The organism is Streptomyces narbonensis (assembly GCF_014649015.1).
Taxonomy (GTDB): Bacteria; Actinomycetota; Actinomycetes; order Streptomycetales; family Streptomycetaceae; genus Streptomyces; species Streptomyces narbonensis.
Genome location: NZ_BMSF01000018.1, coordinates 90,448 through 117,306 on the forward strand (window position 1 = coordinate 90,448; position 26,859 = coordinate 117,306).

24 protein-coding genes are annotated in these 26,859 nt (G+C 72.1%); 11 read left to right on the forward strand and 13 right to left on the reverse strand.

Annotated features, from left to right (window positions below; genetic code table 11):
• Window positions 1-13 precede the first annotated feature (13 nt).
• Window positions 14-1,204, reverse strand: coding sequence for a THUMP-like domain-containing protein (locus IE124_RS28555; protein WP_229832948.1), 1,191 nt, complete (start codon window positions 1,202-1,204; stop codon window positions 14-16).
• Window positions 1,205-1,334: 130 nt separating this feature from the next.
• Here IE124_RS28555 and IE124_RS28560 point away from each other — a divergent pair, with 130 nt between their 5' ends.
• A complete protein-coding gene (locus IE124_RS28560; RefSeq protein ID WP_189511818.1) occupies window positions 1,335-2,294 on the forward strand; it encodes a polysaccharide deacetylase family protein in 960 nt (319 codons plus the stop codon).
• Window positions 2,295-2,308: 14 nt separating this feature from the next.
• On the forward strand, window positions 2,309-2,644 hold the full coding sequence (locus tag IE124_RS28565) for a hypothetical protein (protein ID WP_189511819.1): 336 nt from the start codon (window positions 2,309-2,311) through the stop codon (window positions 2,642-2,644).
• 25 nt (window positions 2,645-2,669) lie between these two features.
• Here IE124_RS28565 and IE124_RS28570 read toward each other — a convergent pair whose 3' ends face one another.
• Window positions 2,670-3,098, reverse strand: coding sequence for a DUF6234 family protein (locus tag IE124_RS28570; RefSeq protein ID WP_189511821.1), 429 nt, complete (start codon window positions 3,096-3,098; stop codon window positions 2,670-2,672).
• A gap of 358 nt (window positions 3,099-3,456) precedes the next feature.
• On the opposite strand from IE124_RS28570, the gene groES reads away from it, so the two are divergent.
• Together groES and groL are read left to right on the forward strand one after the other, a co-directional pair.
• Complete coding sequence (gene groES, locus IE124_RS28575) at window positions 3,457-3,765, forward strand: co-chaperone GroES (RefSeq protein ID WP_024756677.1); 309 nt, start codon at window positions 3,457-3,459, stop codon at window positions 3,763-3,765.
• A gap of 111 nt (window positions 3,766-3,876) precedes the next feature.
• A complete protein-coding gene (groL, locus tag IE124_RS28580) occupies window positions 3,877-5,505 on the forward strand; it encodes a chaperonin GroEL (protein WP_189511823.1) in 1,629 nt (542 codons plus the stop codon).
• Window positions 5,506-5,588: 83 nt separating this feature from the next.
• On the opposite strand, the gene IE124_RS28585 is transcribed toward groL, so the two are convergent.
• The gene (locus IE124_RS28585) at window positions 5,589-6,287 is read right to left on the reverse strand and encodes an ester cyclase (protein ID WP_189511825.1); all 699 of its coding nucleotides are present in this window, start codon (window positions 6,285-6,287) and stop codon (window positions 5,589-5,591) included.
• A gap of 46 nt (window positions 6,288-6,333) precedes the next feature.
• Between IE124_RS28585 and IE124_RS28590 the strand changes: the two genes are divergently transcribed.
• On the forward strand, window positions 6,334-9,765 hold the full coding sequence (locus tag IE124_RS28590; RefSeq protein WP_189511827.1) for a hypothetical protein: 3,432 nt from the start codon (window positions 6,334-6,336) through the stop codon (window positions 9,763-9,765).
• Here the strand turns inward: IE124_RS28590 and IE124_RS28595 are convergent.
• From IE124_RS28595 to IE124_RS28615, 5 genes are all read right to left on the reverse strand, one after another.
• Window positions 9,742-10,761, reverse strand: coding sequence for a hydroxyacid dehydrogenase (locus IE124_RS28595; protein WP_189511829.1), 1,020 nt, complete (start codon window positions 10,759-10,761; stop codon window positions 9,742-9,744). The two genes, IE124_RS28590 and IE124_RS28595, sit on opposite strands and share 24 nt — an antisense overlap.
• 17 nt (window positions 10,762-10,778) lie before the next feature.
• Window positions 10,779-11,633, reverse strand: a complete 855-nt coding sequence (locus IE124_RS28600) for a carbohydrate ABC transporter permease (RefSeq protein WP_189511831.1) — start codon at window positions 11,631-11,633, stop codon at window positions 10,779-10,781.
• Complete coding sequence (locus IE124_RS28605) at window positions 11,630-12,523, reverse strand: carbohydrate ABC transporter permease (RefSeq protein WP_189511833.1); 894 nt, start codon at window positions 12,521-12,523, stop codon at window positions 11,630-11,632. The genes IE124_RS28600 and IE124_RS28605 overlap by 4 nt, the downstream gene beginning before the upstream one ends.
• 4 nt (window positions 12,524-12,527) lie before the next feature.
• Window positions 12,528-13,844, reverse strand: coding sequence for an ABC transporter substrate-binding protein (locus IE124_RS28610; protein WP_189511835.1), 1,317 nt, complete (start codon window positions 13,842-13,844; stop codon window positions 12,528-12,530).
• 133 nt (window positions 13,845-13,977) lie between these two features.
• Complete coding sequence (locus IE124_RS28615; RefSeq protein ID WP_189511837.1) at window positions 13,978-15,102, reverse strand: substrate-binding domain-containing protein; 1,125 nt, start codon at window positions 15,100-15,102, stop codon at window positions 13,978-13,980.
• Between the two features lie 178 nt (window positions 15,103-15,280).
• On the opposite strand from IE124_RS28615, the gene IE124_RS28620 reads away from it, so the two are divergent.
• The gene (locus tag IE124_RS28620; protein ID WP_189511839.1) at window positions 15,281-17,125 is read left to right on the forward strand and encodes a DUF2264 domain-containing protein; all 1,845 of its coding nucleotides are present in this window, start codon (window positions 15,281-15,283) and stop codon (window positions 17,123-17,125) included.
• A gap of 28 nt (window positions 17,126-17,153) precedes the next feature.
• On the opposite strand, the gene IE124_RS28625 is transcribed toward IE124_RS28620, so the two are convergent.
• Window positions 17,154-17,927 carry an SDR family NAD(P)-dependent oxidoreductase gene (locus IE124_RS28625; RefSeq protein ID WP_189511841.1) on the reverse strand — a complete coding sequence of 258 codons (774 nt, stop codon included), beginning with the start codon at window positions 17,925-17,927 and terminating at the stop codon, window positions 17,154-17,156.
• Window positions 17,928-17,936: 9 nt separating this feature from the next.
• Window positions 17,937-18,617 (reverse strand): MOSC domain-containing protein, encoded by a 681-nt coding sequence (locus tag IE124_RS28630; RefSeq protein WP_189511843.1) that lies wholly within the window; start codon window positions 18,615-18,617, stop codon window positions 17,937-17,939.
• A gap of 108 nt (window positions 18,618-18,725) precedes the next feature.
• On the opposite strand from IE124_RS28630, the gene IE124_RS28635 reads away from it, so the two are divergent.
• Window positions 18,726-19,619: a LysR family transcriptional regulator gene (locus tag IE124_RS28635; RefSeq protein ID WP_189511845.1), complete on the forward strand. Its 894-nt coding sequence runs from the start codon at window positions 18,726-18,728 to the stop codon at window positions 19,617-19,619.
• A 61-nt stretch (window positions 19,620-19,680) separates the two neighbouring features.
• Here IE124_RS28635 and IE124_RS28640 read toward each other — a convergent pair whose 3' ends face one another.
• Entirely contained in the window at window positions 19,681-20,073 is a 393-nt protein-coding gene (locus IE124_RS28640; protein WP_189511847.1) for a WhiB family transcriptional regulator, read from the reverse strand.
• A gap of 434 nt (window positions 20,074-20,507) precedes the next feature.
• Between IE124_RS28640 and IE124_RS28645 the strand changes: the two genes are divergently transcribed.
• From IE124_RS28645 to IE124_RS28660, 4 genes are all read left to right on the forward strand, one after another.
• Window positions 20,508-21,119 (forward strand): response regulator transcription factor, encoded by a 612-nt coding sequence (locus IE124_RS28645; RefSeq protein WP_003948568.1) that lies wholly within the window; start codon window positions 20,508-20,510, stop codon window positions 21,117-21,119.
• A gap of 243 nt (window positions 21,120-21,362) precedes the next feature.
• The gene (locus tag IE124_RS28650; RefSeq protein ID WP_056552247.1) at window positions 21,363-21,965 is read left to right on the forward strand and encodes a sigma-70 family RNA polymerase sigma factor; all 603 of its coding nucleotides are present in this window, start codon (window positions 21,363-21,365) and stop codon (window positions 21,963-21,965) included.
• 140 nt (window positions 21,966-22,105) lie between these two features.
• Entirely contained in the window at window positions 22,106-23,608 is a 1,503-nt protein-coding gene (gene guaB / locus IE124_RS28655; protein ID WP_189511849.1) for an IMP dehydrogenase, read from the forward strand.
• A gap of 106 nt (window positions 23,609-23,714) precedes the next feature.
• Window positions 23,715-24,839 (forward strand): GuaB3 family IMP dehydrogenase-related protein, encoded by a 1,125-nt coding sequence (locus IE124_RS28660; RefSeq protein WP_150266931.1) that lies wholly within the window; start codon window positions 23,715-23,717, stop codon window positions 24,837-24,839.
• A gap of 71 nt (window positions 24,840-24,910) precedes the next feature.
• Here the strand turns inward: IE124_RS28660 and IE124_RS28665 are convergent, their stop codons facing one another.
• Window positions 24,911-25,405, reverse strand: coding sequence for a hypothetical protein (locus tag IE124_RS28665; RefSeq protein ID WP_189511851.1), 495 nt, complete (start codon window positions 25,403-25,405; stop codon window positions 24,911-24,913).
• A 108-nt stretch (window positions 25,406-25,513) separates the two neighbouring features.
• A complete protein-coding gene (locus IE124_RS28670; protein ID WP_189511861.1) occupies window positions 25,514-26,755 on the reverse strand; it encodes a nucleotide sugar dehydrogenase in 1,242 nt (413 codons plus the stop codon).
• Window positions 26,756-26,859 lie beyond the last annotated feature (104 nt).

Consider the following 26,859-nt stretch of genomic DNA (forward strand, 5'->3'; position numbering starts at 1 on the left):
AGGGGCCGCCAGGTCACCGGCCCCCGCCCGCCGGCCGGCCGATGAGCATCGTCGGGGCTCCCGCGACCCGAGTGAGCAGCACCGTCGCGGAGTTGGGGCCCTTCGGCTTCACCTTCCGCCGGATCTCCTCCGGTTCGACCGCCGAGCCGCGCTTCTTCACGGTCAGGGTGCCGACCTCGCGCTCCCGCAGCAGGGCCTTCAACTTCTTGAGGTTGAAGGGGAGTTCGTCGGTGACCTCGTATGCGGCCGCGTACGGGGTGGGGGTGAGCGCGTCCGCCGTGACGTACGCGATCGTCTCGTCGATCAGGCCGCCGTCCAGCTCCTCCGCCACCTCGGCGACGAGGTGCGCGCGGATGACGGCGCCGTCCGGCTCGTACAGGTAGCGGCCGACGGGGCGGACCGCCGGGTCGGGCAGTCCCCGGCCGGTGAGGCCCGCGCCCGAGGGCAGGAGCGTGGCGCGGCGGGCGCCCGGCTCCGTGCCGAACCAGAGCACGGCCTCCTTCACGTCCCCGCCGTCCGAGATCCACTCGGCCTCGGCGTCCTCCGGGACGGCCTCGTGCGGGATGCCGGGGGCGACCTTCAGGGCTGCGTGCGGGGCTTTGCGGGCGGCCTCGACGGCCCAGGAGAGCGGCGGGGAGTACGCCTCGGGGTCGAAGATCCTGCCCCGGCCGCCGCGCCGCGCGGGGTCGACGAAGACCGCGCCGTACGGGCCGGTGTCGATCTCGGTCACGTCCGCGCACCGGACCTCGATCAGCTCCGCGAGGCCGAGCGCCTCGGCGTTGGCGCGGGCCACCTCGGCGGTGAGCGGGTCGCGGTCGACGGCGAGGACGGCGATCCCGGCGCGGGCGAGGGCGATCGCGTCGCCGCCGATCCCGGAGCAGAGGTCCGCGACGCTGCCGACGCCGAGCGCCTTGAGCCGGGACGCCCGGTAGGTGCCGACCGAGGCGCGGGTCGACTGCTCGACGCCGTTGGGCGTGAAGTACATCCGGTACGCGTCCTCGGCGCCGAACTTCGCCACCGCGCGCTGGCGCAGCCGGGCCTGGCCGACCGCCGAGGTGACGAGCTCGGCGGGGTGGTCGCGGCGCAGCCGGGAGACGACCGCCAGCTCCTGGGCGGGGTCGTAGTCGCGCAGGGCGGCGAGCAGGGCCTGCCCCTCGGGCGTGAGCAGGGCGGTGAACTGGGCGAGGTCGGTCACCCGTCCCATTGTGGGCCCTGCGGCGCTGTGGGCCGGTCGGGGGACGGTGGGGGCCGTCCGGCGGTGTCGTGGTCCGGAGGGCGCGTGAGCACTGACAGTATGCGGCGCCATACAGCTTGTACGACAAGAGGAAGAATTTATGGTGATCAGCGCGCACCCTTTCCGGCGGACCCTAGGGGCCGCTCTCGTCGTCGCAGCCCTCGCCTCCGCCGCCACGGCCTGCTCCGACTCCGGGCCTGCCGGGCCTGCCGGGCCAGCCGGGCCAGCCGGGGCCGAGCGCGAAGCCCCCGCGCCCGGCCCCGGCCAGCAGGGCCGGGCGCAGGCTCCGGGTTCGGCCGGCGCGCTCAACGCGTACGTCGAGAGGGTCCGTCAGCAGAAGGCCGCCCGCGCGCTCGCCGCCAAGAAGTGGGGCCTCGCCAAGACCCCGCTCGACGCGCCGGCCCCGCCGAAGGTCAAGCCGAAGATCACCACCCGGAAGGGGTTCGAGACGGACGGCGAGGGCCTGCCGCCCGTCTTCACCACCGTGCCGACCAAGGAGAAGGTCGTCTTCCTGACGATCGACGACGGCGCGGAGAAGGACCCCGAGCTGCTGCGGATGATGAAGGACCTCCGCATCCCCTACAGCGCCTTCCTCAGCGACTACGTCGTCAAGGACGACTACGGCTACTTCGCGAGGATGCAGAAGTCGCTGGAGTCCGGGGTCGCCCTGCACAACCACACCCTCAACCACCGCTACCTGCCCGGACTCTCGTACAAGCAGCAGAAGCGCGAGATCTGCGGGATGCAGGACGTCATCGAGAAGCGGTTCGGCAAGCGGCCCCCGCTCTTCCGTCCGCCGTACGGCAACTACAACGAGGACACGCTGCGCGCCGCGAAGTCCTGCGGGGTCAAGGCGGTCCCGCTGTGGGCCTCCGAGGCCTTCCCCGACCACATGGAGTGGCGCGAGTGGGACCGGGACCTGCATCCCGGCGACATCGTGCTCACCCACTTCCGGGGCAAGGGCGACTGGAAGGGCACGATGCCCGACATGATCCGGCGGGTCATGAACGTGATCACGGCCAAGGGATACGCGGTCGCGAAGCTCGAGGACTACGTGTGACGCGAGGGTGGAGCGTGAACCGGCTGCGCCGGGCCGCGGCAGGCGCGGCGCTGGCCGGCGTCCTGCTCGCCGCCTCCGGCTGCGCCTCCTCGGTCGACCCGATCGAGCGGCTGGGGCGGAAGGCGGCGGAGCGGATGGGGACGCGGGACGGGGACGCGGGCGTGGACTCGACGACGATGGCGGAGGGCGCGGACTCGAAGACAGTGGCGGAGGGCGCGGACTCGAAGACAGTGGTGGAGGGCGCGGACTCGAAGACCGTGGTGGAGGGCGCGGACTCGACGGCCGTGGCGGAGGGCGCGACCGTGGCGGAGGGCGCGGAAGGGCGTACGGGAATCTCAGCGGGTCCCTGAGCCCCGCTCAGGCCACACCGGAGGGTCACCCTCCCGGGCACTCGCACGGCCCGCCCCCGCTGGTGCAGACGCACCGTGACGCGGACGGGGACGCCGGGGCCGTCGGCCCCGGCGGTGCGGGGTGCGCCCGCGCCCACTCCTGGATCCCGAAGGCCAGCGTGCCGATGCCGAGCAGCGCGGCCGCCAGGAACTGGCCCCCCGCGGTCCAGGGCAGGCCGCCGCGCAGCATGGCCCAGGCGAGCAGCAGGACGCCGGCCGTGACCGCCCCGAAGACCAGCACCGGCACCCAGTCCATCGGGGGAGGTCCGGCGGGGCGCGGGTCGTAGCTCCCGGCCCACCGCCGCATGCCCAGGGTGAAAGCGGCGATCAGGACGATCGCGCCCTCCAGGACGAGGAGGAGGACGCCGAACAGGGCGTCGCCGGCCGGGCGTACCGGGGGAGGGGAGGTCGTCATGGCCGCACCGTCGTACGGAACCGCGGGGTCCGCCCCGGCGTTACCCGTACCGAGACCGGAACGACGCGGGACCGGAACGACGCGACGCGTGGCGACGCGGGACCGGACCGGCGCGACGCGTGACCACGCGACCAGGGCGACGCGACCCGACGCGAGACGACCCAGGGCGACGCGCGACAGCGTGGAATTGGCACTCCGCTTGACCGAGTGCTAATCGCGGTCATAGTCTCGGCTCTGGCACTCCCCACTGGAGAGTGCCAACACAGCGACGGGCAGGTCCGGCACCCGCGACGACGGATCCACCTGGTCGCCACCTCAGACAGTTGACCCCGTAATCTCCGAAGGGGGAGGTCGGATCGTGACGACCACCAGCTCCAAGGTTGCCATCAAGCCGCTCGAGGACCGCATTGTGGTCCAGCCGCTCGACGCCGAGCAGACCACCGCCTCTGGCCTGGTCATCCCGGACACCGCGAAGGAGAAGCCCCAGGAGGGTGCTGTTCTCGCCGTGGGCCCGGGCCGCTTCGAGAACGGCGAGCGCCTGCCGCTCGACGTTCAGGTCGGCGACGTCGTGCTCTACAGCAAGTACGGCGGCACCGAGGTGAAGTACAACGGCGAGGAGTTCCTCGTCCTCTCGGCTCGCGACGTGCTCGCGATCATCGAGAAGTAATTCACCGAAGTATCTGAAGCAGATGCTTTGAGCTGCGCCCCTTGACCCCGCACAGGGCGTCCGGGGGCGCGGTTCGTTTCCACCCCATTCCGAGAGGGCTGAACCGCTCCCATGGCGAAGATCCTGAAGTTCGACGAGGACGCCCGTCGCGCCCTTGAGCGCGGCGTCAACAAGCTTGCCGACACGGTGAAGGTGACGATCGGCCCCAAGGGTCGCAACGTCGTCATCGACAAGAAGTTCGGCGCCCCCACCATCACCAACGACGGTGTCACGATCGCCCGTGAGGTCGAGATCGAGGACCCGTACGAGAACCTCGGCGCCCAGCTGGTGAAGGAGGTGGCGACCAAGACCAACGACATCGCGGGTGACGGCACCACCACCGCCACCGTGCTCGCCCAGGCCCTGGTCCGCGAGGGTCTGCGCAACGTCGCCGCCGGCGCCTCCCCGGCCGCCCTGAAGAAGGGCATCGACGCCGCCGTCAAGGCCGTCTCCGAGGAGCTCCTCGCCACCGCGCGCCCGATCGAGGACAAGTCCGACATCGCCGCCGTCGCCGCGCTCTCCGCGCAGGACCAGCAGGTCGGCGAGCTCATCGCCGAGGCGATGGACAAGGTCGGCAAGGACGGTGTCATCACCGTCGAGGAGTCCAACACCTTCGGCCTGGAGCTCGACTTCACCGAGGGCATGGCCTTCGACAAGGGCTACCTGTCCCCGTACATGGTCACCGACCAGGAGCGTATGGAGGCCGTCCTCGACGACCCGTACATCCTGATCAACCAGGGCAAGATCTCCTCGATCCAGGACCTGCTGCCCATCCTGGAGAAGGTCATCCAGGCCGGCGCCAGCAAGCCGCTGCTGATCATCGCCGAGGACGTCGAGGGCGAGGCCCTGTCGACCCTGGTCGTCAACAAGATCCGTGGCACCTTCAACGCCGTGGCCGTCAAGGCCCCCGGCTTCGGCGACCGCCGCAAGGCGATGCTCGGCGACATGGCCACCCTCACCGGTGCCACCGTCATCGCCGAGGAGGTCGGCCTCAAGCTCGACCAGGCCGGTCTGGACGTGCTGGGCACCGCCCGCCGCGTGACCATCGCCAAGGACTCCACCACCATCGTCGACGGTGGCGGCAACGCCGAGGACATCGCGGGCCGCGTCGGCCAGATCAAGGCCGAGATCGAGTCCACGGACTCCGACTGGGACCGTGAGAAGCTCCAGGAGCGCCTCGCGAAGCTGGCCGGCGGCGTGTGCGTGATCAAGGTCGGCGCCGCCACCGAGGTGGAGCTGAAGGAGAAGAAGCACCGTCTGGAGGACGCCATCTCCGCGACCCGCGCCGCGGTCGAGGAGGGCATCGTCTCCGGTGGTGGCTCCGCCCTGGTCCACGCCGTCAAGGTCCTCGAGGGCAACCTCGACAAGACCGGCGACGAGGCCACGGGTGTCGCGGTCGTCCGCCGCGCCGCCGTCGAGCCGCTGCGCTGGATCGCCGAGAACGCCGGCCTCGAGGGCTACGTCATCACCTCGAAGGTGGCGGAGCTCGACAAGGGCCAGGGCTTCAACGCCGCGACCGGCGAGTACGGCGACCTGGTCAAGGCCGGCGTCATCGACCCGGTGAAGGTGACGCGCTCCGCCCTGGAGAACGCCGCCTCGATCGCCTCCCTCCTGCTCACCACCGAGACCCTCGTGGTGGAGAAGAAGGAAGAGGAGCCGGCGGACGCGGGCCACGGCCACGGCCACGGTCACTCGCACTGACGCGTGTCCTAGCTCGTAGCTGACCACCGAGGCCCGGTGCCCCCGTCGCGGGGGCACCGGGCCTCGCTGCGTCTCCGTCCGTCTCACCCCTCCACGGCGCCGAGCTGCCCCATGAGCCCGAGCAGGTCGTACTGCCACCAGCCCTCGACGATCTTCCCGTCGTCCCGGAAGCGGTGGATGACCGTGCCGGTCATGCTCACGTCCATGCCGGTCGGCTGAAGCCCCATGAAGTCGCCGGTGTGGCTGCCCCGCCACGTCCACCGGGTGCAGACCCGGTCGCCCTCGGCGATCTGGTCGTCGACGGTGAAGGCGAAGTCGAAGCCGCCCCGCCACATCTCCACCTCGCGCCGGACGGCGTCCATGCCGATGACGTCCTGCTCGTTGGTCGGATCGTGGTCGTGGTAGCTCTCGGCCAGCACCTCGTCGAGCAGCGCCAGCTCCGGCTGGTCGGAGAACATCTCCATGAGCCGCCGGGCGTTGGTCTTGTACAGCGCCTCGTCCCGGACCACGTCCAGGTCGGTGAAGGTCGGCATCTCGTCACAGAGCGCGACCATCTCCCGGAAGATCCGGTCGGTCTCGGGCAGCTGCGAGTTGCGCATGGCCACGTCGTACGAGGGGAACTCGACGATCTCCACGATGTGGGAGCCGTCGGAACGGTCCTTGCCGACGATGCTGTGGGTCGCCGTCCGTTTGCCCTCGGTCTGCTCGACCCACTGGTCCATGAGCCGGTTCAGGTCGTCCACCCGACTCGTCTTGCAGTCGATTATCTGTACGAAGGTCATGGCGCCTCCCGACCCCGGTAGGACCCTTCCAGTCTAGGTTGGGTGCATGGAGCGGGCAGGGGGAGAGCGGCGGGCGCCGATCACGGTCGAGAACGGGGCGGGCGTCGTCGTGATCGGCGACGGCAACCGGATCGGACCGCCGGAGCCGATCGCGGTGCGTTCCGCGTACCGGGAGCAGGTCCGCCGGATCGCCCCCGCGGAACTCGTCGACCGTAAGGCCGAGTTGGCGGAGCTCGCGGCGTTCTGCTCGGCCGACTCCGACCCCCTGTATGCCTGGTGGCGCGCGGAGGCCTGGGCCGGAAAGACCGCGCTGCTCTCCTGGTTCGCCCTCAACCCACCGCCGGGCGTACGGATCGTCCCCTTCTTCATCACGGCCCGCCTCGGCGCCCAGAACGACGTCGTCGCGTACGTGGACGTCGTCCTGGAGCAGCTGGCGGAACTGTCCGGCGAAGGCCTCCCCGCCCTCCTGACCCCCGCCACCCGCGAGGCCCATCTGCTACGCCTGTACGCCTCGGCCGCCGCGGCCTGCGCCGCGCGCGGCGAGCGCCTGGTCCTCCTCGTCGACGGCCTGGACGAGGACCGGGGCGTGACGACGGGCCCGGACGCCCACTCGATCGCGAGCCTGCTGCCGCACGACCTCCGGGTGATCGTCTCGGGCCGCCTCAACCCGCCCCTCCCGGCCGACGTGCCGGAGAACCACCCGCTCCGGGACCCGGAGGCCGTACGGTTCCTGACCCCGTCCCCGAGGGCCCGCGCGATCCGGGCCGAGGCCGAGCGGGAACTGAAGTCCCTGCTGCTGTCGGGAGGTCTGGCGTACGAACTGCTGGGTCTGGTGACCGCGGCGGGCGGCGGTCTCACCGCCGACGACCTCGCCGAGCTGACCGGCGACGTGCCCTACCGGGTGCGGGACCTGCTCCGCACGGGTCTCGCGCGCACCTTCACGCTGCGCGGCGACGCCTGCCTGCTGGCGCACGAGGAACTGGCCGTTCGGGCACGGGAGATGCTCGGCGACCGGGAGCTCGACCGGTGGAGGAGCGCGCTGGGCGTCTGGGCCGGGACCTGGCGTGGCCGCGGCTGGCCCGAGGAGAGCCCGGCCTATCTGCTCCATGAGTACGTCCCGATGCTGCGCGCGGCCAGCGAGGTGGACCGGCTGGTGGGCTGCGCGCTGGACGTCGTACGACATGACCGGTTGCTGGCCAGGACCGGCGCGGACGGGGTGGCGCTGGGGGAAGTGCGGGCCGCGGAGGCCGTGCTCGTGGCCGGGGATGACCGGGCCGACCTGGTGACGGTGGCGCTGCGCTTGGCGTTCCACCGCGGGGAGCTGGAGCGCCGCAGCGGTGGAGTGCCGCCGGTGCTGGCAGCCGGGTGGGTCGGGGTCGGTGAGTTCGACCGGGCGGTGGGACTGGCGCGGAGCTTGGGGGGCCTGCCCACGGTCAAGGCGCTGTGCGCGATGGCGGCGCGGCTTCTGGAACTCGGCGAGCGGGAGCGGGCCGTCGGACTGGCCGAGGACGCGGAGGCCGCGACCAGGGTGTTCCGGTCGGGGTACACGTACGACGAGGCCGCGAGGACCACCACGATGCTGTGGATCGAGCTCGGCGCGTACGAGCGCGCCGCCGGACTGGTGCCGACGGTCGGGTCCGCCCGGCCCGAGGTCCTCCTGGCGCTGGTTCGCGCGTTGTGCGCGGCGGGGGAACACGCGTGGGCCCACGCCCTGGCCGGTGCGGAGCCCGATCGTTCCACCCGGGCCATGGCGGCGGCCGACATCGGTGAGTCGCTGATCCGGGCCGGGATCGCGGCTGGAGTGGGGGCCGTCCGCGTTCCGGTCGGTTACGTGCTGGGGGAGGTCGCGCTTCGTGTCTCGGTCGTGCTGAGCGACGCGGGGCGCCAGGAGCAGGCCGAGGCGGCTCTGCGCCTGGGAGAGGAGCGCGTCCACTGGGCGACCGACGCGATCACGACCAGCCGATTTGCATGGCGGGAGCGGGTCGTCGCCCTTGTGGCGGCAGGGGATTTCGACGCGGCACGTGAGCACGCGCGCAAGGTGGGCCCGGATCTGTTCGCTGAGGTGCTGGCGGAGCGGGGCGAGCGGGAGCGTGCGCTGGCCGCGGCCGAGACGCTGGAAGCCACGAGCGCGGCGGGCGTGCGGGGCAGGCTCGCCCGGAGGCTGGCCTCGGCGGGCGAGGTCGAGGAGGCCTTGGCTCTCGCGGCCGGCTTGCCGGGGGACGCGGATTTCGGGGCGTGGGCGGCCATCGGCTCTGCCCTGATGGCGTCCGGCAGGCTGGACGGGGTGGCGGCGTTGGCCGACCGCCTCGTGGCCGGCGCCGCCGGAGTGCGGGTGCTGGGCGCCCTCATGCGGCGACTGGTCGAGGAGGGGCGGGTCGAGCGTGCCCGGGCCCTGATGGCCGAGAACCGGGACCCGGCGGTAGCCGTCGCTCTGGCGGACGCCCTTCATCGCGTCGGCCGCGTGACCGAGGCGCGGGAGCTGCTCGTGGAGGAGGAACGCAGGCATCGCGCGCCCACCCGTGCGGCCTTGGTCGGCGAACTCGCGTGGATCGCTCGTGCCGTGGGAACCGCCGGCCGACGCGAGACTGCGGCACGTCTTGTCCGGGCCATCGGTGACGACTGGATCCTCGACGTTCCGGCCGTCGTGTCCGCGATGCTGGGCGCGGGGCAGGCCGAGCGGGCCGAACGGTGTGCCCGGCGGGCCGACTCCTTCCACCTCGCCCCGCTGCTCTCCGAGGTCGCGGCGGCCTACGTGGCCGAAGGGGACTTCGACGGTGTCGACCGCCTGATCGGCCATCCCGCCACGCCGTCGTACGTGGTCGGGGCCGCGGCCGTCGCGTTCGCGCGGGCGGGTGCACGGTCGCGCGCGGCGGACCTCTTGTCCCGTCTCTCCCTTGCATCCGGCCTGGAGGCGAAGCGCGTCCTGATGGTGCTGCAGCTCGCTCGATCCGGGGAACGGGACGCGGCCCAGAGGCTGTTGGGTTTTGCCGCCGACGAGGGAAGCGCGACCGGTTCGGACTTGGTGTCCGCCGTTGCCTGGTCCCGGCTGAGCGAGGGGCGGGCCGTCGCGAAGGGCCTCGTATTCGGGGCGGCCGACTACTCGCCCCTCCACGCCGCAGAGGCTTTGGCCGTCGCCGGCGAGTACGACGAAGCGGCCGACCACGTACGGACTCTGGGGACAGACGAGGCCTGGGTCGCCCTCCCCGGGCTCGTCGCCGAGCTGCTCCGGGCCGGCGAGTACGACCGCACCGCGACCCTGCTCGCCGAACTGCACCACTTCGGCGCTCCGTGCGGTGCGGGGTACGCCGCCCTTGCCCGCATGCACCCGGATCCCGTCAGAGCCCGCCGCTTCGCCGCCTGCGCCCTGGGCCTCGGGCTCCGGGCCGACACCTTGCCCGCCGTCCTCCACGTGGCTCCGGAGACCCTGGAGCTCGTCGAGACCGAGGCGGCGCGCCTACGCCGAGTGCTGGAGGTCTGACGCCCGGACCTCCTCCGCGAACGGCTCGCCGTGGACGTACCGCCGCACCTCCTCCAGCGCCTGGTCGGTCATGCGGTGGAGTTCGTTGCCGAGGGAGCCGGCCACGTGGGGGGTGAGGAGGACGTTGGGGAGGGTCCACAACGGCGATCCGACGGGCGGGAGTTCCGGGTCCGTCACGTCCAGGGTCGCGTGGAGGCGGCCCGAGAGGAGGTGGGGGAGGAGGGCCGTCTCGTCGATGAGGGAGCCGCGGGCCGTGTTGATCAGGGTCGTGCCGTCGGGCATCGCGGCGAGCTGGGCCGGGCCGATCATGCGGTACGTCGAGGGGAGCTGCGGCGCGTGGACCGAGACGACCGTGCTGCGGGCGCAGAGGTCGTCGAGGTCGGTCAGTTCCACGCCGGGTGGCGGGACCTCGGCGTACGGGTCGTACAGCAGGATCTCGAAGTCGAAGGGGCGGAGGAGTTCGATGACCCGGCGGCCGATGCGGGAGGCCCCGACGATGCCGATCGTGCGGCGGTGGTTGCCCCAGGCGGCGGATTCGGTGAGCCAGGCGTCGTCGGTGCGGAGTTCGGCGTAGCGCCGGGCGGAGCGGAGGACCTGCTTTCCGGCGAAGAGGATCGCGGCGAGGGTGTACTCGGCGACGGGCAGCGCGTTCGCGGCGGCGGCCGTGGTGACGCGGAGGCCGCGGTCCCAGCAGGCGTCGGTGATGTGGTGCTTGACGGAGCCGGCGGCGTGGACGACGGCCTTCAGGCGGGGGGCGCGGTCGAGGACCTCGGTGGTGAGGGGGGTGGCGCCCCAGCCGGTGAGGAGGAGTTCGGCCTCGGCGAGGGCGGCGGCGGTGCGCGCGTCGGGGGTGGTGAGGTCGTGGGCGACGAGGTGCGGGTCGGTGCGGGTGAGTGCCGTGAGGCGCCGCCGGTGGGCGTCGGTGAGCAGGCGGTCCGCGGTGTCGGGGCCCATCGCGAGGAGGAGGGCGGGGCGGTTGTCAGTGGCGGGGTGCATCGTGGGACGTGTGCTCCTCACTTGACGCTGCCGGCGGTCAGACCCGCCTTCCAGTGGCGCTGGAGGGAGACGAAGGCGACGACGAGGGGGACGACGGCGAGCAGGGATCCGGTGACGACGAGGGGGTAGAAGTCGGGTTCGGCGTGGGCGTTGCTGTTCCACGCGTACAGGCCGAGGCTCAGGGGGTAGAGCTTCTGGTCGGAGAGCATCACCAGGGGGAGGAAGAAGTTGTTCCAGATGGCGGTGAACTGGAAGAGGAAGACGGTCACGAAGCCGGGCATGACCATGCGCAGACCGATGGACCAGAAGACGCGCAGCTCGCCGGCCCCGTCGATCCGGGCGGCTTCCAGGGCCTCGTCGGGGATGTAGCCCGCGCAGAAGACCCGGGAGAGGTACACGCCGAAGGGGTTGACGAGGACGGGGATCAGGACGGCCCAGTAGGTGTTGACGACGCCGACCTCGCTGGCGAGGAGGTACATCGGCAGGGCGAGCGCGGTGGTGGGGACGAGCACGCCCAGGAGGACGACGCCGAAGAGCTGTTCCTTGCCCCGGAAGTCGTAGACGTGGAAGGCGTATCCGGCGGCGACGCTGACGAACGAGCAGGCGAGGGCGCCGAATCCGGCGTAGAGCAGGCTGTTCGCGTACCAGTGGAAGTAGATGCCGTCGTTGTACTCGGCGAGCCGGGAGAGGTTGCCGCCGAGGTCGAAGCCGTCGAAGGAGAAGGCGTCGCCGGCGAGGAGGCCGCCGGCGTCCTTGGTGGCGGCGGTCAGCAGCCAGACGAGGGGGAAGAGCATGTAGACGACGGCGAGGACGAGAGCGCCGTTGACAGCGGCCTTGGACAGCCAGACGTTGCCGGTACGAGGCTTGCTCATGCCGCCTTCCCCTTCCGGTTCCGGGCCGTCAGCCGTGTCACCGCGAAGGAGAGCAGCGCGGCGGTCAGGGCGAGGAGTACGGAGGCCGCGGCGGCGAGCCCGTAGTCGTTGCGGTCGAAGGCCGCGGTGTAGGCGTACATGTTCGGCGTCCAGGTGGAGGTGACGGCGGAGCCGGTGCCCTTGTTGAGGATCAGCGGTTCGGTGAAGAGCTGGAGCGAGCCGATGACCGTGAAGAGGCCGACCATCGCGAGCGAGGCCTTGACCAGCGGGACCTTGATGGAGAAGGCGATGCGCCAGGCGCCGGCCCCGTCGACGGTGGCCGCTTCGAGGACGGAGCGGTCGATGGCCTGGAGGGCCGCGTAGAAGATGACCATGTTGTAGCCGAGCCACTCCCACAGGGCGATGTTGACGATGGAGGGCAGGGCGCCTTCGGGGGAGAAGAAGTCGAAGCCGATGCCTCCCGCCTCCATCGCCTTGACGACCGGGCTGAGCTGGGGGGTGTAGAGGTAGACCCAGATCAGGGCGGCGATGATGCCGGGGACGGCGTGCGGCAGGAAGAGCGCGAGCTGGAAGAAGCGGCGGGCGCGGGCGAGGGCCGAGTCGAGGAGAAGGGCGAGGCCGAGGGCTCCGACGAGCAGCAGCGGGATGTAGAACAGGCAGTATCCGAGCAGGACGCCGAAGCCCTCGCGGAAGGCCCGGTCACCCAGCGCCGCCGTGTAGTTGTCGAGGCCGGTGAAGATGGTCTCGGTGCCGCCGAAGCCCAGTCCGGACTGCTTCTCGGTGAAGAGGCTGAGCCAGACCGCGTAGCCGATCGGCACCACCATCACCGCGGTGAAGAGGACGAAGAAGGGGGTCAGCAGGATCGCGGCGGCGCGGGTGCGGGCCTTCATCCGGTCAGCCCTCGACCTTCAGGCCGCGCTTGGTGAGTTCGGCGACGGTGGCGTCGTGGCCGGCCTTGACGGCGTCCGTGATGCCGGGGCCGCCCTGGGTGATCTTGCCGAAGTGGTCCTTGATCGTGGTGTTGGTGGTGCCGGTGGTCGGGCCCCAGGCCCAGTTGGGGTTGATGGAGGCGCCGGAGGCCTCGAAGAGGGCGTAGATGTCCTGGCCGCCGTAGTAGCTCGCGTCGAAGGCCTTCTTGGCGACGGGGCGCAGGGCCGCGGCGGCGGGGAAGGCGGAGGAGGTGCCGGAGGCGATGCGGGCCTTCACGCCCTCCTCGGTGGTGGACATCCACTCGGCGAAGGTGACGGCGGCGGCCTTCTGCTTGCTGTCCTTGGTGACGGCGAAGGAGGTGCCGCCGAGCATGCCGCTGGCGGGCTTGCCGTCCCAGCTGGGCATGGGCGCCACGGCCCACTTGCCGCTCTGCTCGGGCAGGGTGCCCTTGAGGACGCCCGCGCCCCAGGAGGCGCCGAGGTAGCCGATGGTGGTGCCGTTCTTGAGGGAGCCGGTCCACTCGGGGCTGAACGAGGCGTTCTTGTGGACGAGACCGTCGTCGAGGAGGCCCTGCCAGTAGGCGGCGACCTTGGTGGTGGCGGCGTCGGTCGTGTCGATCTTCCAGGTGTCGTTCTCGGCCTTGAACCACTGGGCGCCGGCCTGCCAGGCCATCGCCTCGAAGGTGGTGGGGTCGTCGGGGAAGAAGGTGGCGATACGGGCCTTGGCGTCGGCCTTCTTGACCTGCTCGGCGGCCTTCCTGAACTCGTCCCAGGTGGCGGGGGCCTGGACCTTGTACGTGGCGAAGAGGTCCTTGCGGTAGAAGAAGGCCTGCGGGGCGGCGTCGAAGGGCACGGCCCAGGACTTGCCCCCGAGCGTGGTGAGTTCGACGGACTGCGGGAGCAGCTTGGCCCGGTCGGCCTCGGTGAACTGGTCGCCGATGTCCTGGAGGGCGCCGGAGCTCACGAACTCGGGGAGCGAGGAGTACTCGATGGAGACCAGGTCGGGGGCGTTGCCCGCCTTCACGGCGTTGGAGATCTTGGCGTAGCCGCCGGCGGTGCCGGAGGGGATCTCCTCGAACTTGACCTGGATGTCGGTGTGGGAGGCGTTGAAGGCGTCCACGACGTCCTTGGAGCCCTTGGCCCAGCCCCAGAAGGTGATGGTCACGGGCCCTGCGGGCTTGTTCGCGGAGTCCGCACCGCTGCCGCCGCAGGCCGTGAGGACGGCGAGGGCGCTGGCGGTGGCGGCTATGACACAGGACGTTCTGCTCCGACTGAGGCTCACGACACGACTCCTGAGGGCGGCGGGGAGGTTGTGGCCGTGATCCTGTGACCGTTCATGACCGAAGTCAAGAGCGAAAGATTGATTGATCGAAAAATGATCAGACGGTGGGGCGTGAAGTGCGCCCCGGGGGGAGTCAGGCGGAGGGCGTGAGCCGCACCCCGCACGAGTCCCGCACCCGCAGCCGCGGCAGCAGGCTCAGGTGCCGCCGCGGCGCCTCCTCGCCGGAGCCCGCGTCTCCCGCCGCGCCCGCGCCCTCTTCGGTGAGGCGCTCCACCAGCAGCTCCGCGGCGTACCGCCCCACCTGCCGCTTGGGCGGGGCGACCGCCGTCAGCGGGGTGTCGGCGAGGGCCGCGACCTCGTCGTCGTACGCGATCAGGGCCAGGTCCTGCGGCACCCGGACGCCCAGCTCGGCCAGGCGCTGCACGATCTCGATCGCGTCCACGTCGTTGTGGACGAGGGCCGCGCCCGCGAGACCCGAGCGGACCGCCTCGTGCAGCGCGCGCACGGCCCGCTCGAAGCCCTCCGGGTCGGCCTCGGCCGGTACGGACTCGATGACCGGCCGGGGCTCCTTCAGGCCCAGTGTCCCCAGCGCCTCGGCGTACCCGGCGCGCACCGCGAGCGCGGTCGGGGAGTCCCCGCGGGCCACGAGCAGCGGCGTCGCGTGGCCGAGTCCGAGCAGGTGGCGCAGGGCGAGCAGCACGCCGTGGCCGTGGTCGGAGACGACCCGGTCCAGGCCGTCGAGCGGACTGCCGGGCTCGGCCCTGCGCTCCAGGAGCACGGCCGGTACGGGGAGTTCGGCCAGCCAGTCCCCGTAGGCCGACCGGTCCTCGGGGCCGCGCCAGCCGGGTGCGACGAGGACGCCCTCCGCGCCCGCCGCGAGCAGGCCCTCCGTGCGGGCGCGGTCCTCCTCCGGCCGGTAGTCCGACACCCGCAGCACCAGCCGGGCGCCGGCCCGGGCCGCCGCCTCGTGCGCACCCCGGATGACCTCGGCGAAGTAGTACGTGGCGGAGGGGGCGAGCAGGCCGAGGACCAGGCCCTCGCCGGGCCGTGCCGCGCCCGGGGTGCCCTGTCCGCCGGGCCATGACACCTGGCCGTGCACCCGGTCGAGCAGGCCCTGCGCGGCCAGCGCCTCGACGTCCCGGCGGGCGGTGACGGGGGAGACCCCGAGCCGCTCGGCCAGTTCGGCGACCCGGGCGGTGCCGCGCTCGCGGACCAGGGCCAGCAGTCGGTCGTGTCGTTCGGCGGCACTCTCGCGCACGGTGCGGTTCCCCCTCGCGGTGGTGATGGTCCCGGGACCGGGTCTCTCGACTCTAGTCCACGAATGATCGAACGACGGGAGTTTCGATCATTCGCTCTGATTCCCTTGACGTTCGATCGAAGCCTGTTCAGGATTCCCGGCGACGCAGACGTCACCCAGGGAGTCCTCAGGGAGCATCATGCCCACCCCGCCCGAGAACCGTGAGCTCAGCCCGTACACCGGCTGGACCCGTGCCCACTGGGAGACCACGGCCGACCGCCTCCTCCGGGCCGTCCGCCCGTACGCCTCCCCCCGCGGCGCCCTGATCGACCTCCCGGGACCCCGCCCCAGCTGGTCCGGCGCCCGCTCCGACGGCCTGGAGGGCTGGGCCCGCACCTTCCTCCTCGCTGCCCTCCGCGTCGCGGGGAGCCAGGGCGAGGACCCCCACGGCCACCTCGCCCGGTACGCCGAAGGCCTCGCGGCCGGCACGGCGGAGCCCGGCACCGACGACCCCGACTCCTGGCCCCTCACCACCGACACCCGCCAGGCGGTCGTCGAGTCCGCGTCGGTCGCCCTCGGCCTCCGCCTCACCCGCCCCTGGCTCTGGGACCGCCTCGACGAGCGCACCCGCCACCGCGTCGTCGACTGGCTCCGCCCCGCCCTCCGGCCGTCCCCCGTCGACAACAACTGGTGGCTCTTCGGCCTCACCGTCGCCGGCTTCCTCCAGGACGCCGGCATCGAGACCGACCGGGCCGCCGCCACCGTCGACCGCTCCCTCGCCCGCATCGAGGACTGGTACCTCGGCGACGGCTGGTACAGCGACGGCGACAACCGCGCCTTCGACCACTACAACGCCTGGGCCCTGCACTTCTACCCCGTCCTCCACGCCTACCTCGCCGGCGACCGGACCCTCCTCGACCGCTACGGCCCCCGCCTGCGCCGCCACCTCGACGACCACGTCCACCTCTTCGACGCGAACGGCTCCCCCCTCCCGTACGGGCGCTCCCTGATCTACCGGTTCGCCGCGGCCGCCGCCCCCTGGCTCGGCACCCTCACCGGCCACACCCCACTCACCCCCGGCGCCACCCGCCGCCTCGCCTCCGGGTCCCTGCGCCACTTCCTCGACCGCGGCGCCACCGACCCGAACGGGCTCCTCACCCTCGGCTGGCACGGCCCGTACCCGCCCCTCGTCCAGGAGTACTCGGGCCCCGGCTCCCCCTACTGGGCCTCCAAGGGCTTCCTCGGCCTCCTGCTCCCCGCGGACCATCCTGCCTGGACCGATCCGGAGGAAGCCCTTCCCGCCGAACGTACCGACACCGTCCGCCCCTTCGCCCCCGCCGGGCTGCTCGTCCAGACGACCGCCGCCGACGGGCTCGTACGCCTCCACAACCACGGCAGCAACCACGTCCACAGCGCACCCGGCGCCGAGGACGACCCCGGCTACGCCCGCCACGCCTACTCCACCCGCACCGGCCCCAGCATCGCCCCGGCCCCCGCCGACAACCACTTCGCCCTGCTCGCGGCGGACGGCCGGGCCACCACGCGCGGCCCCGCGGCCCCGGCGGGCGCGGGGGAGAACTGGGCGGCCTCCCTGCACACCCCCCGCCCCGGCGTCCGGGTCCTCTCGGCGACCCTCGCCCACGGCCGCGCCGAGGTCCGCGCCCACCTCGTGCTCGGCGCCCCGGAGGGGACCCCCGTACGGCAGACGGGCTGGGCCACGACTCCCGAAGGGCCGCGCGCCGAGCTCCACCCGGTCCACGGCTACCCGCAGGACACGGCGGCCGGCGAACTCCCCACCGGGGAGACCCTCCAGGGCCCCGGGGCCCGCACCCTGGCCCTCCACGGCACGACGACCGGCCCGGCCACCCTCTTCGTCGCCCTCGCCTCACTGACCGCGGACCCGGCCCCGGCGCCCGTGGCCGCCCTCGCGAACGTCCGGGTCACCGGCCACACCCTCCACGTGACCTGGCAGCACGACAGCACGGCCACCGGGACCCCCGGCACCACCACCCGGCTGGACCTCGACGCCCTCGTCCCGGCGTGAACCGACCCCGGACGCAGGCGGAACGGCCCTACTTGGGGCCGTACTTGCGTCCCGCCTTGGACGAGACCCCGCCGAGCAGACCGCGCGGCGCCAGCTTCACCACACCCATGAGGGCCTTGTAGCGGGGGTCGGGGATCGACAGCGTCTTCCCCCGCTCCAGGTCCCCGAGCGCCGCCGTCACCAGCTTGTCCGCGTCGAGCCACATCCAGCCCGGGATGTTCTCCGTCCCCATCCCGGCCCGCTCGTGGAACTCCGTCCGGACGAAGCCGGGGCAGAGCGCCATCAGCCGCACCCCGCTGCCCGCGAGGTCCCGCGCCGCGCCCTGGGTGAACTGCACGACCCAGGCCTTCGACGCCCCGTACGTCCCGCGGGGCACGAAGGCCGCCACCGAGGCGACGTTCACGACCGCGCCGCGGCCGCGCTCCTTCATCGAGCCGGCCGCCGCCGAGGTCAGCCGCAGCACCGCCTCGCAGTGCACCGTCAGCATCTTCAACTCGTCGGCCATGGACACCTCGAGGAAGCGGCCCTTGTTGCCGAAGCCGGCGTTGTTCACGAGCATGTCGACCGGCTGCCTCGGGTCCGAGAGCCGCGCCTCGACGGCCGCGATGCCCTTCTCCTCGGCCAGGTCCGCCGAGAGGACCTCGGCCTCCACACCGTGCCGGTCGTGCAGTTCGGTGGCCTGCTCCCGGAGCCGCTTCACGTCCCTGGCCACCAGCACCACGTCGTGACCGTCCGCCGCCAGCCTCCGTGCGAAGGCGGCGCCGATGCCCGCGGTGGCGCCCGTAATCAGTGCAGTCGTCATACCGGCACGTTAGTGCCCCGCCCGGCCGTACTTCTCCGCGTACTGGCGCGCGAGCGCGAGCAGCCCCGACTCCATCCACTCCGCGGCGACCAAGGTGCCCGGCAGCAGCGTGCGTTCGGTGGTCGCCGCGCGGTGCAGCAGCGCGACGGTGACCTCGTGGTCCGGCCGGTGCACGACCGTGATGGGGTCGCCCGCCCGCACCTCGCCCGGCACGATCACCCGCAGCAGCGCGCCGGGTCCGGCCGTCGACTGCGTGAACCGCTTCACCCAGCCCTTCTCCTCCAGGAAGCCCGCGAACGTCCGGCAGGGGATGCGCCCGCCGGTCACCTCCAAGACGACGTCCTCGCCGATCCGCCAGCGCTCCCCGATCAGGGCCCCGTTCACGTCGAGGCCGAGCGTCGTGAGGTTCTCGCCGAAGGAGCCGTTGGTCAGCTCCCGCCCGAGCTCCCGCTCCCACAGGTCCAGGTCCTCCCGGGCGAAGGCGTACGCGGCCCGGTCGCGGCCGCCGTGGAACCGCAGGTCGCAGACCTCGTCCCCGGCCACCCCGCTGCCCCCGACACCCGGCGGCCCCGGGGCCTCGATCCGTACGGGCCCGTCGACGGGCCGCTTGTCGATGGCCGTCCTCTTCGACGCGGACTCGGTGTACTCCGCAGGCCGGGCACGGCCCGCGTTCACGCTCAACAAGGTCATGCAGGCACCTTATGCAGGCACCTGATGCGGGCGCTTCCGCGAATATCCACCTCAAAGGAAGCTCTATGCATTCGCCGCTTCGCCCAAGACTCGCTTATGCTTGTCCCCATGATCGAGGCCCGCCACCTCCGCGTCCTGCGCGCCGTCGCCGCCACCGGTTCCTTCTCGGCCGCCGCGCGCGAACTCGGCTGCACCCAGCCCGCCGTCAGCCAGCAGATGAAGGCGCTCGAAAGCTCCGCCGGCACCCCGCTGCTGATCCGTACGGGCCGCGAGATGCGCCTCACCCAGGCCGGCGAGGTCCTGGTGCGCCACGCCTCCGGCATCCTCGCGGGCCTCACGGCCGCCGAGGAGGAGGTCGCCGCCATCGCCGGACTCCGCGCGGGCCGCGTCCGCCTCGTCTCGTTCCCCAGCGGCAGCTCCACCCTCGTCCCCACCGCGCTCGCCGCCCTGCGCGCCGCGCACCCCGGCACCCGCGTCTCCCTCGTCGAGGCGGAGCCCCCGCGCTCCATCGAGATGCTCCGGGAGGGCGACTGCGACGTGGCCCTCGCCTTCCGGTACGGGGCGGGGCAGGCCGAGTGGGACGACCTCGTCGTCCGCCCGCTGCTCGCGGACCGGCTCGTGGGCCTCGTACCCGAGGGGCACCGGCTCGCCGAGGCCGGTTCGGTCGGCATCGCGGAGCTCGCGGAGGAGTCCTGGATCGCCGGCTGCCCGCGCTGCCGCCGCCAGCTCGTGGACGTGTGCGAGGAGGCGGGCTTCACCCCGCGCATCGACTTCGCCACCGACGACTACCCGGCCGTGGTGGGCCTGGTCGGCGCCGGGCTCGGCGTCGCCGTCCTGCCCGAGCTCGCCATCGAGTCCGTGCGCCCCAAGGGGGCGCGGACCGTGGCCGTGGAGCCTGCCGTGGAGCGGGAGATCGTGGCCCTGACCCTGCCGGACCTGGCCCAGGTGCCGGCCGTCGCGGCCACGCTCACCGAGCTGACCCGCGCCGCCACGCGCGCGTAGGCACTGCGCCACGCGCGCGTGGGCGCGGTCGTGTCAGTGGTACGCCTGTTCCGTCACAGGCTCAACGCTCGCTGAAGAAACGTTCCTTCATGTCTGGTGTCGTCGTGGACGTCATGGACGTCATGGGTGTCACGGTGGTGACGGGCGCGGGCGCCGGTGCCGCCGAGATCAGGCGGTTCCGGGCGCGTCCCATGAGCTCTTCGCGTTCGTCCTCGGTGAGGCCGCCCCATACGCCGTAGGGCTCCCGCACGGCGAGTGCGTGTGCCGCGCACTCCGCGCGTACCGGGCACCGCATGCAGACCTCTTTCGCCGAGTTCTCGCGCGCACTCCGTGCCGCGCCGCGCTCTCCCTCGGGGTGGAAGAACAGGGAGCTGTCCACCCCGCGGCAGGCCGCGAGGAGTTGCCAGTCCCACAGATCGGCGTTGGGTCCGGGAAGGCGGGAGAAATCTGCCATTGCGCTAGTCCCCTTGAAACCGTGTCGAACGGATAGGTGGGCGGGTGGATGGCTGATCGTCAGGGGCTCTCCTGGGCCCCGCGGGTCGGGCTAGTACAACTACTGTCGAAGTAGATGTAAATATGACTCATTGCGAATCTAGCCACAGACACTGCGAAAAGGGAAGAAAACCCGCTAAATGGGGCATAGCTTTCGATGATGGGCAGATAGGTCGCGTCGCTCTCCTCCGCTTACGGCTCCTCACGTAGAGTGCCGAAGGCTGCCGTCCGACCCGTAACTCTTTCGAGTGACCGTCGTTGAGTGTGCGGAGGCGGTTGAAGGAACAAGCGATCGGGCAGGTGTCCGAGAGCGTCAATCGCACAGGTGACGATTACGTACCAGCCCTGGAGGCTCAAGGTGACGCGCAACAGCTGCGAGAGCCACGGAGGTCAGTCATGACATCCGTCCTCGTCTGCGATGACTCCCCGCTTGCCCGAGAGGCGCTCCGCCGCGCGGTCGCGACCGTGCCCGGCGTCGAGCGTGTGACCACCGCGGCCAACGGCGAGGAAGTCCTCCGCCGCTGGGGCGCGGACCGCTCGGACCTGATTCTGATGGACGTACGCATGCCCGGTCTGGGTGGCGTGGAGACCGTCCGCAGGCTGCTCTCCGCGGACCCCGGCGCCCGGATCATCATGCTCACGGTCGCCGAGGACCTCGACGGCGTCGCCCTCGCGGTCGCCGCGGGTGCCCGTGGCTATCTGCACAAGGACGCCTCGCGCGCCGAACTGCGGGCCACCGTCACCCAGGCGCTCGCCGACCCGACCTGGCGGCTCGCCCCGCGCCGGCTCCGTTCGGCGGAGATGGGCGCCGCGCCCACACTCACCGCGCGCGAGATCCAGGTCCTCGAAGGCATGAGCCACGGCCGGTCCAACGCGGAGATCGGGCGCGAGCTCTTCCTCTCCGAGGACACCGTCAAGACGCACGCCCGGCGCCTCTTCAAGAAGCTGGGCGCCTCGGACCGGGCGCACGCGGTCGCGCTGGGTTTCCGCTGGGGCCTGGTGCGCTGAGTCGCAGGTCACCGGCCGTATCCCCGTCCTCGTCCGCGCGTGTCGCGGGGTGGACGGGGTGGGCTTGTGTCACTTCCCCGCGGAATGCCGCATCCTTGAGATGTGGAGTTCCTCGGGGACGAGTCGGTCGAGCGGGAGGGGAGGGCGCGGGAGATGAGTACCGGCGCACCTGCTCATAACGCTTCGGTGCACAACTACGGACGCGGTGCCGCGAACGCAGAAGCGTCGGGGCACCATGGAGCGATGCGCGACGACGAGACCGTGGGTTCCCCCATGCCTGCCGGGCAGGGGGAGATCGGCGCGCTCGTACGCCGCGCGGTCGAGGGCGACGCCCAGGCCACGCACGACCTGCTGGCGCGGGTGCACCCCCTCGCCCTGCGGTACTGCCGGACCCGCCTGAACCGGCTGCCGGGGGACGCCCGCCACTTCGTGGAGGACCTGGCCCAGGAGGTCTGCGTCGCCGTCCTGATGGCCCTGCCGCGCTACAAGGACACGGGCAGGCCCTTCGAGGCCTTCGTCTTCGCCATCGCCGGACACAAGGTCGCCGACCTGCAGCGGGCCGCCATGCGGCACCCGGGGTCCACGGCCGTGCCCTCCGACGAGATGCCGGAGCGGCCCGACGACTCCCTCGGTCCCGAGGAGCGCGCGCTGCTCAGCGACGACGCCGAGTGGGCCAAGAAGCTGCTCGCCAACCTCCCGGAGAACCAGCGCGAGCTGCTCGTCCTGCGGGTCGCCGTCGGGCTGACCGCCGAGGAGACCGGGCAGATGCTCGGCATGTCCCCGGGCGCCGTCCGGGTCGCACAGCACCGCGCGCTCAGCCGGCTCCGCGCGCTGGCCGAGCAGTAAGCCTCGTCGGGGCCTGTTGGCCCTTTCGTACACGTGCGAACGTCCAAAGCTTGCGGCTGATCTTGATCGTGGAATGAGACACGGCTCCAGCCCGTTAGCATGGACATCCGCACCGATCAAGGCCATTTGGGGAAGGTGTCATGACTGCAAACGTCGACGGAGTGCCCGAGAAATTCGCGACACTCGGGCTGACCTACGACGACGTGCTGCTGCTGCCGGGCGCGTCCGACGTCCTCCCGAACGCGGTCGACACCTCGTCCCGCATCTCCCGCAACGTCCGCGTGAACATCCCGCTGCTGTCCGCGGCGATGGACAAGGTCACCGAGTCCCGCATGGCCATCGCCATGGCGCGACAGGGCGGCGTGGGCGTCCTGCACCGTAACCTGTCGATCGAGGACCAGGTCAACCAGGTCGACCTCGTGAAGCGCTCCGAGTCCGGCATGGTGACCGACCCGATCACCGTCCACCCGGACGCGACGCTGGCCGAGGCCGACGCACTGTGCGCCAAGTTCCGCATCAGCGGCGTCCCGGTGACCGACCCGGCGGGCAAGCTGCTCGGCATCGTCACCAACCGCGACATGGCCTTCGAGTCGGACCGCAGCCGCCAGGTGCGCGAGGTCATGACCCCGATGCCGCTGGTCACGGGCAAGGTCGGCATCTCCGGCCTGGACGCCATGGAGCTGCTGCGCCGCCACAAGATCGAGAAGCTGCCGCTCGTCGACGACTCCGGCATCCTCAAGGGCCTCATCACGGTCAAGGACTTCGTCAAGGCCGAGAAGTACCCGCACGCGGCCAAGGACGCCGAGGGCCGGCTGCTCGTCGGCGCGGCCGTCGGTGCCAGCCCCGAGGCGCTGGAGCGCGCGCAGGGCCTGGCCGCCGCGGGCGTCGACTTCCTCATCGTCGACACGTCCCACGGCCACAACAGCAACGCGCTGAACTGGATGGCGAAGATCAAGTCCAGCGTCGGCGTCGACGTCATCGGCGGCAACGTCGCGACGCGTGACGGCGCGCAGGCCCTGGTCGACGCCGGTGTCGACGGCGTCAAGGTCGGCGTGGGCCCCGGCTCCATCTGCACCACGCGCGTGGTCGCCGGCATCGGCGTCCCGCAGGTCACCGCGATCTACGAGGCGGCCCTCGCCGCCCGCGCGGCCGGCGTCCCGGTCATCGGCGACGGCGGCCTGCAGTACTCCGGCGACATCGGCAAGGCGCTCGCCGCCGGTGCCGACACGGTCATGCTGGGCAGCCTGCTCGCCGGGTGCGAGGAGTCCCCGGGCGAGCTGCAGTTCATCAACGGCAAGCAGTTCAAGTCGTACCGCGGCATGGGATCGCTCGGCGCGATGCAGTCCCGCGGCCAGGGCCGGTCGTACTCGAAGGACCGCTACTTCCAGGCCGAGGTGGCCTCGGACGACAAGCTCGTCCCCGAGGGCATCGAGGGCCAGGTGCCCTACCGGGGCCCCCTGGCCAACGTCCTGCACCAGCTCGTCGGCGGTCTCCGTCAGACGATGGGCTATGTGGGTGCCGCCACCATCGAGGAGATGGAGACGAAGGGCCGCTTCGTCCGGATCACGTCCGCGGGCCTCAAGGAGAGCCACCCGCACGACATCCAGATGACGGTCGAGGCGCCGAACTACAGCAGGAAGTAACACAGCGCGACGCGTGGGGGCGGTTCCGGCATGTGGCCGGAGCCGCCCCCCACGCTTGTGTCGGGGATACTGGTAGGCGCAGACGTAGAGGGAAAGGCCACACATCGTGACTGAGATCGAGATCGGGCGCGGCAAGCGCGGCCGCAGGGCGTACGCGTTCGACGACATCGCCGTCGTCCCGAGCCGGCGCACCCGGGACCCGAAGGAGGTCTCGATCGCCTGGCAGATCGACGCCTACCGCTTCGAGCTGCCGTTCCTGGCCGCTCCCATGGACTCGGTCGTGTCGCCGCAGACCGCCATCCGCATCGGCGAGCTGGGCGGCCTCGGCGTCCTGAACCTCGAAGGTCTCTGGACCCGGTACGAGGACCCGCAGCCGCTGCTCGACGAGATCGCGGAGCTGGACGAGGCCACCGCGACCCGCCGCCTGCAGGAGATCTACTCCGCCCCCATCAAGGAGGAGCTGATCGGGCAGCGCATCAAGGAGGTGCGCGACTCCGGTGTCGTCACCGCCGCCGCGCTCTCCCCGCAGCGCACCGCGCAGTTCTCCAAGGCCGTCGTCGACGCGGGTGTGGACATCTTCGTCATCCGCGGCACGACGGTCTCCGCCGAGCACGTCTCGGGCGCGTCCGAGCCGCTGAACCTGAAGCAGTTCATCTACGAGCTGGACGTCCCGGTCATCGTCGGCGGCTGCGCCACGTACACCGCGGCCCTGCACCTGATGCGCACCGGCGCGGCGGGTGTCCTCGTCGGCTTCGGCGGCGGCGCGGCGCACACCACGCGCAATGTGCTGGGCATCCAGGTCCCGATGGCGACCGCGGTCGCCGACGTGGCCGCGGCCCGCCGTGACTACATGGACGAGTCCGGCGGCCGGTACGTGCACGTGATCGCCGACGGCGGTGTCGGCTGGTCCGGCGACCTGCCGAAGGCGATCGCCTGTGGCGCCGACGCCGTCATGATGGGCTCCCCGCTGGCCCGCGCCACGGACGCGCCCGGCAAGGGCCACCACTGGGGCATGGAGGCCGTCCACGAGGACGTGCCGCGCGGCAAGCTGGTCGACCTGGGCATCGTCGGCACCACCGAGGAGATCCTCGCGGGCCCGTCGCACATCCCGGACGGTTCGATGAACTTCTTCGGCGCCCTGCGCCGGGCGATGGCCACGACGGGCTACACGGAGCTCAAGGAGTTCCAGCGCGTCGAGGTCACGGTCGCGGACGCGCAGCACAAGCGCTGACCTGTCGTACGCACACGGAGGGGCCCCGCACCGGGTGGTGCGGGGCCCCTCGGCGTAGGTACGGCGGGCCGCTACTTGGCGGCCTTCTTCGCTCCCGAGAACGCGGCGAAGGCGGCGAGGCCGAAGAACAGGAACGTCAAGGCGTCCTTGCCCTCGTTCCAGGCCTCCGTCAGCAGCCCGAAGTCCTCCAGGAACAGCTGGGTGGCGGAGACGTCGAACTCCTTGGCGCCCAGGACCGCGATGCCCACGATCTGGCCGAGGTAGACGGCGCCGAGGGACAGCACCGCGCTGGCGACCGGCAGGACGGGGTTGCGGCCGCCGACCTTGCCGGCGGCAAGACCGACGAGGAAGCCGACGCCGACGGCGGCCCAGCCGATCTGCCGCTCGATGCCGCCGAGGAGGGCTCCGTACACCCCGGCCGAGACGAGTGCGGCGACCACCGCGGCGACGAGGCCGAGCGCCACGTTGTCACGGACGGGGGCCGGCGGCGGGGCGGCCGGGTACGGGCCGGGCACGCCGCCGTTGGCGAACGGGTTGCCGGACGGCGGCGGAACGGGCTGGCTCATGCTGTGGATCCCCCCAGGGACGTGGACGCACGGCTGTGCGACCAGGAGGCCCGGAGATTAGCAGCCGCCTGTGACGGTGCCCCAGGGGTTTCGTGTGCGGTGCCCGGGTCAGAGGCGGTGGGCCGCGCCGCCGGGGGTGGCGCCGCGGGTGTCGAGGAGGAGCTGGGCCTTCACCGAGAGGCCCTGGAGGTCGTAGGTGCGGTGGTGCTGGAGCAGCACCGTCAGGTCCGCGTGGGCGGCGGCCTCGTAGAGGGAGTCCGCGCGCGGGACGGGGAGTTCACGGACGCGCCAGTCGGGGACGTGGGGGTCGTGGTAGCTGACCGCCGCGCCCAGGTCCATGAGGCGGCGGGCGATCTCGTCGGCGGGGGAGCCCTGGCGGTCCGGGAGATCGGGCTTGTACGTGATGCCGAGCAGCAGGACCCGGGCGCCGCGGGCCGATTTGCCGTGCTCGTTGAGGAGGGTGGCGGCGCGCTGGACGACGTACTGGGGCATGCGTTCGTTGACCTGGCCGGCGAGTTCGACGAGGCGGAGCGGGCGGTGGGCGCCGATGGTGTCGACGGGGGCGCCGTGGCCGCCGACGCCGGGGCCCGGGCGGAAGGCCTGGAAGCCGAAGGGCTTGGTCTCGGCGCAGCGGATGACGTCCCAGAGGTCGACGCCGAGCTCGTGGCAGAGGACCGCCATCTCGTTGACGAGGGCGATGTTGACGTGCCGGAAGTTGGTCTCCAGGAGCTTGACCGTCTCTGCTTCGCGCGGGCCACGCGCGCGTACCACCTTGTCGGTGAGCCGGCCGTAGAAGGCGGCGGCGGACTCCGTACAGGCCGGGGTGAGGCCGCCGATGACCTTGGGGGTGCCGGCGAAGCCGTGGGTGCGGTTGCCGGGATCGAGGCGGCCGGGGGAGTACGCGAGGTGGAAGTCGCGGCCGGCGCGGAGCCCCGAGCCCGCTTCGAGGACCTCGCGGAGGAGGCCCTCCGTGGTGCCCGGCGGGACGGGGGACTCCAGGAGGACGGTGGTGTGCGGGCGGAGCCGGGTGGCGAGGGCGCGGGCCGCGTCGGTGACGGCGGTGAGGTCGAGGGTGCGGTCGGGGCCGAGGGGGGTGGGCGCGCAGAGGACGGCGGTGCGGACGCGGCCGAGTTCGGCCGTGTTCGTGGTGGGGCGGAAGCCGCCCGCGAGCATCCGGCGGATCTCCGGCGCGGTGAGCGAGCCGTCGACCGGGGACCGGCCGGCGGCGAGTTCGGCGACGGGGCGGGGGTCGGTGTCGTAGCCGATGGTGTCGATGCCTGCGGCGGTGGCGGCCTGGGCGAGCGGGAGTCCGTGGTGGCCGAGGCCGATGACGGCGAGATCAGCGGGCATGGGGGGTGGGCCGTCCTTCCCAATAGCCGGAGGGGACGCGAGGCGCAACCCCGGTGGACAGAACGGGGCGAACGCAATGTCAGACTAGGCGTAAATATGACCGA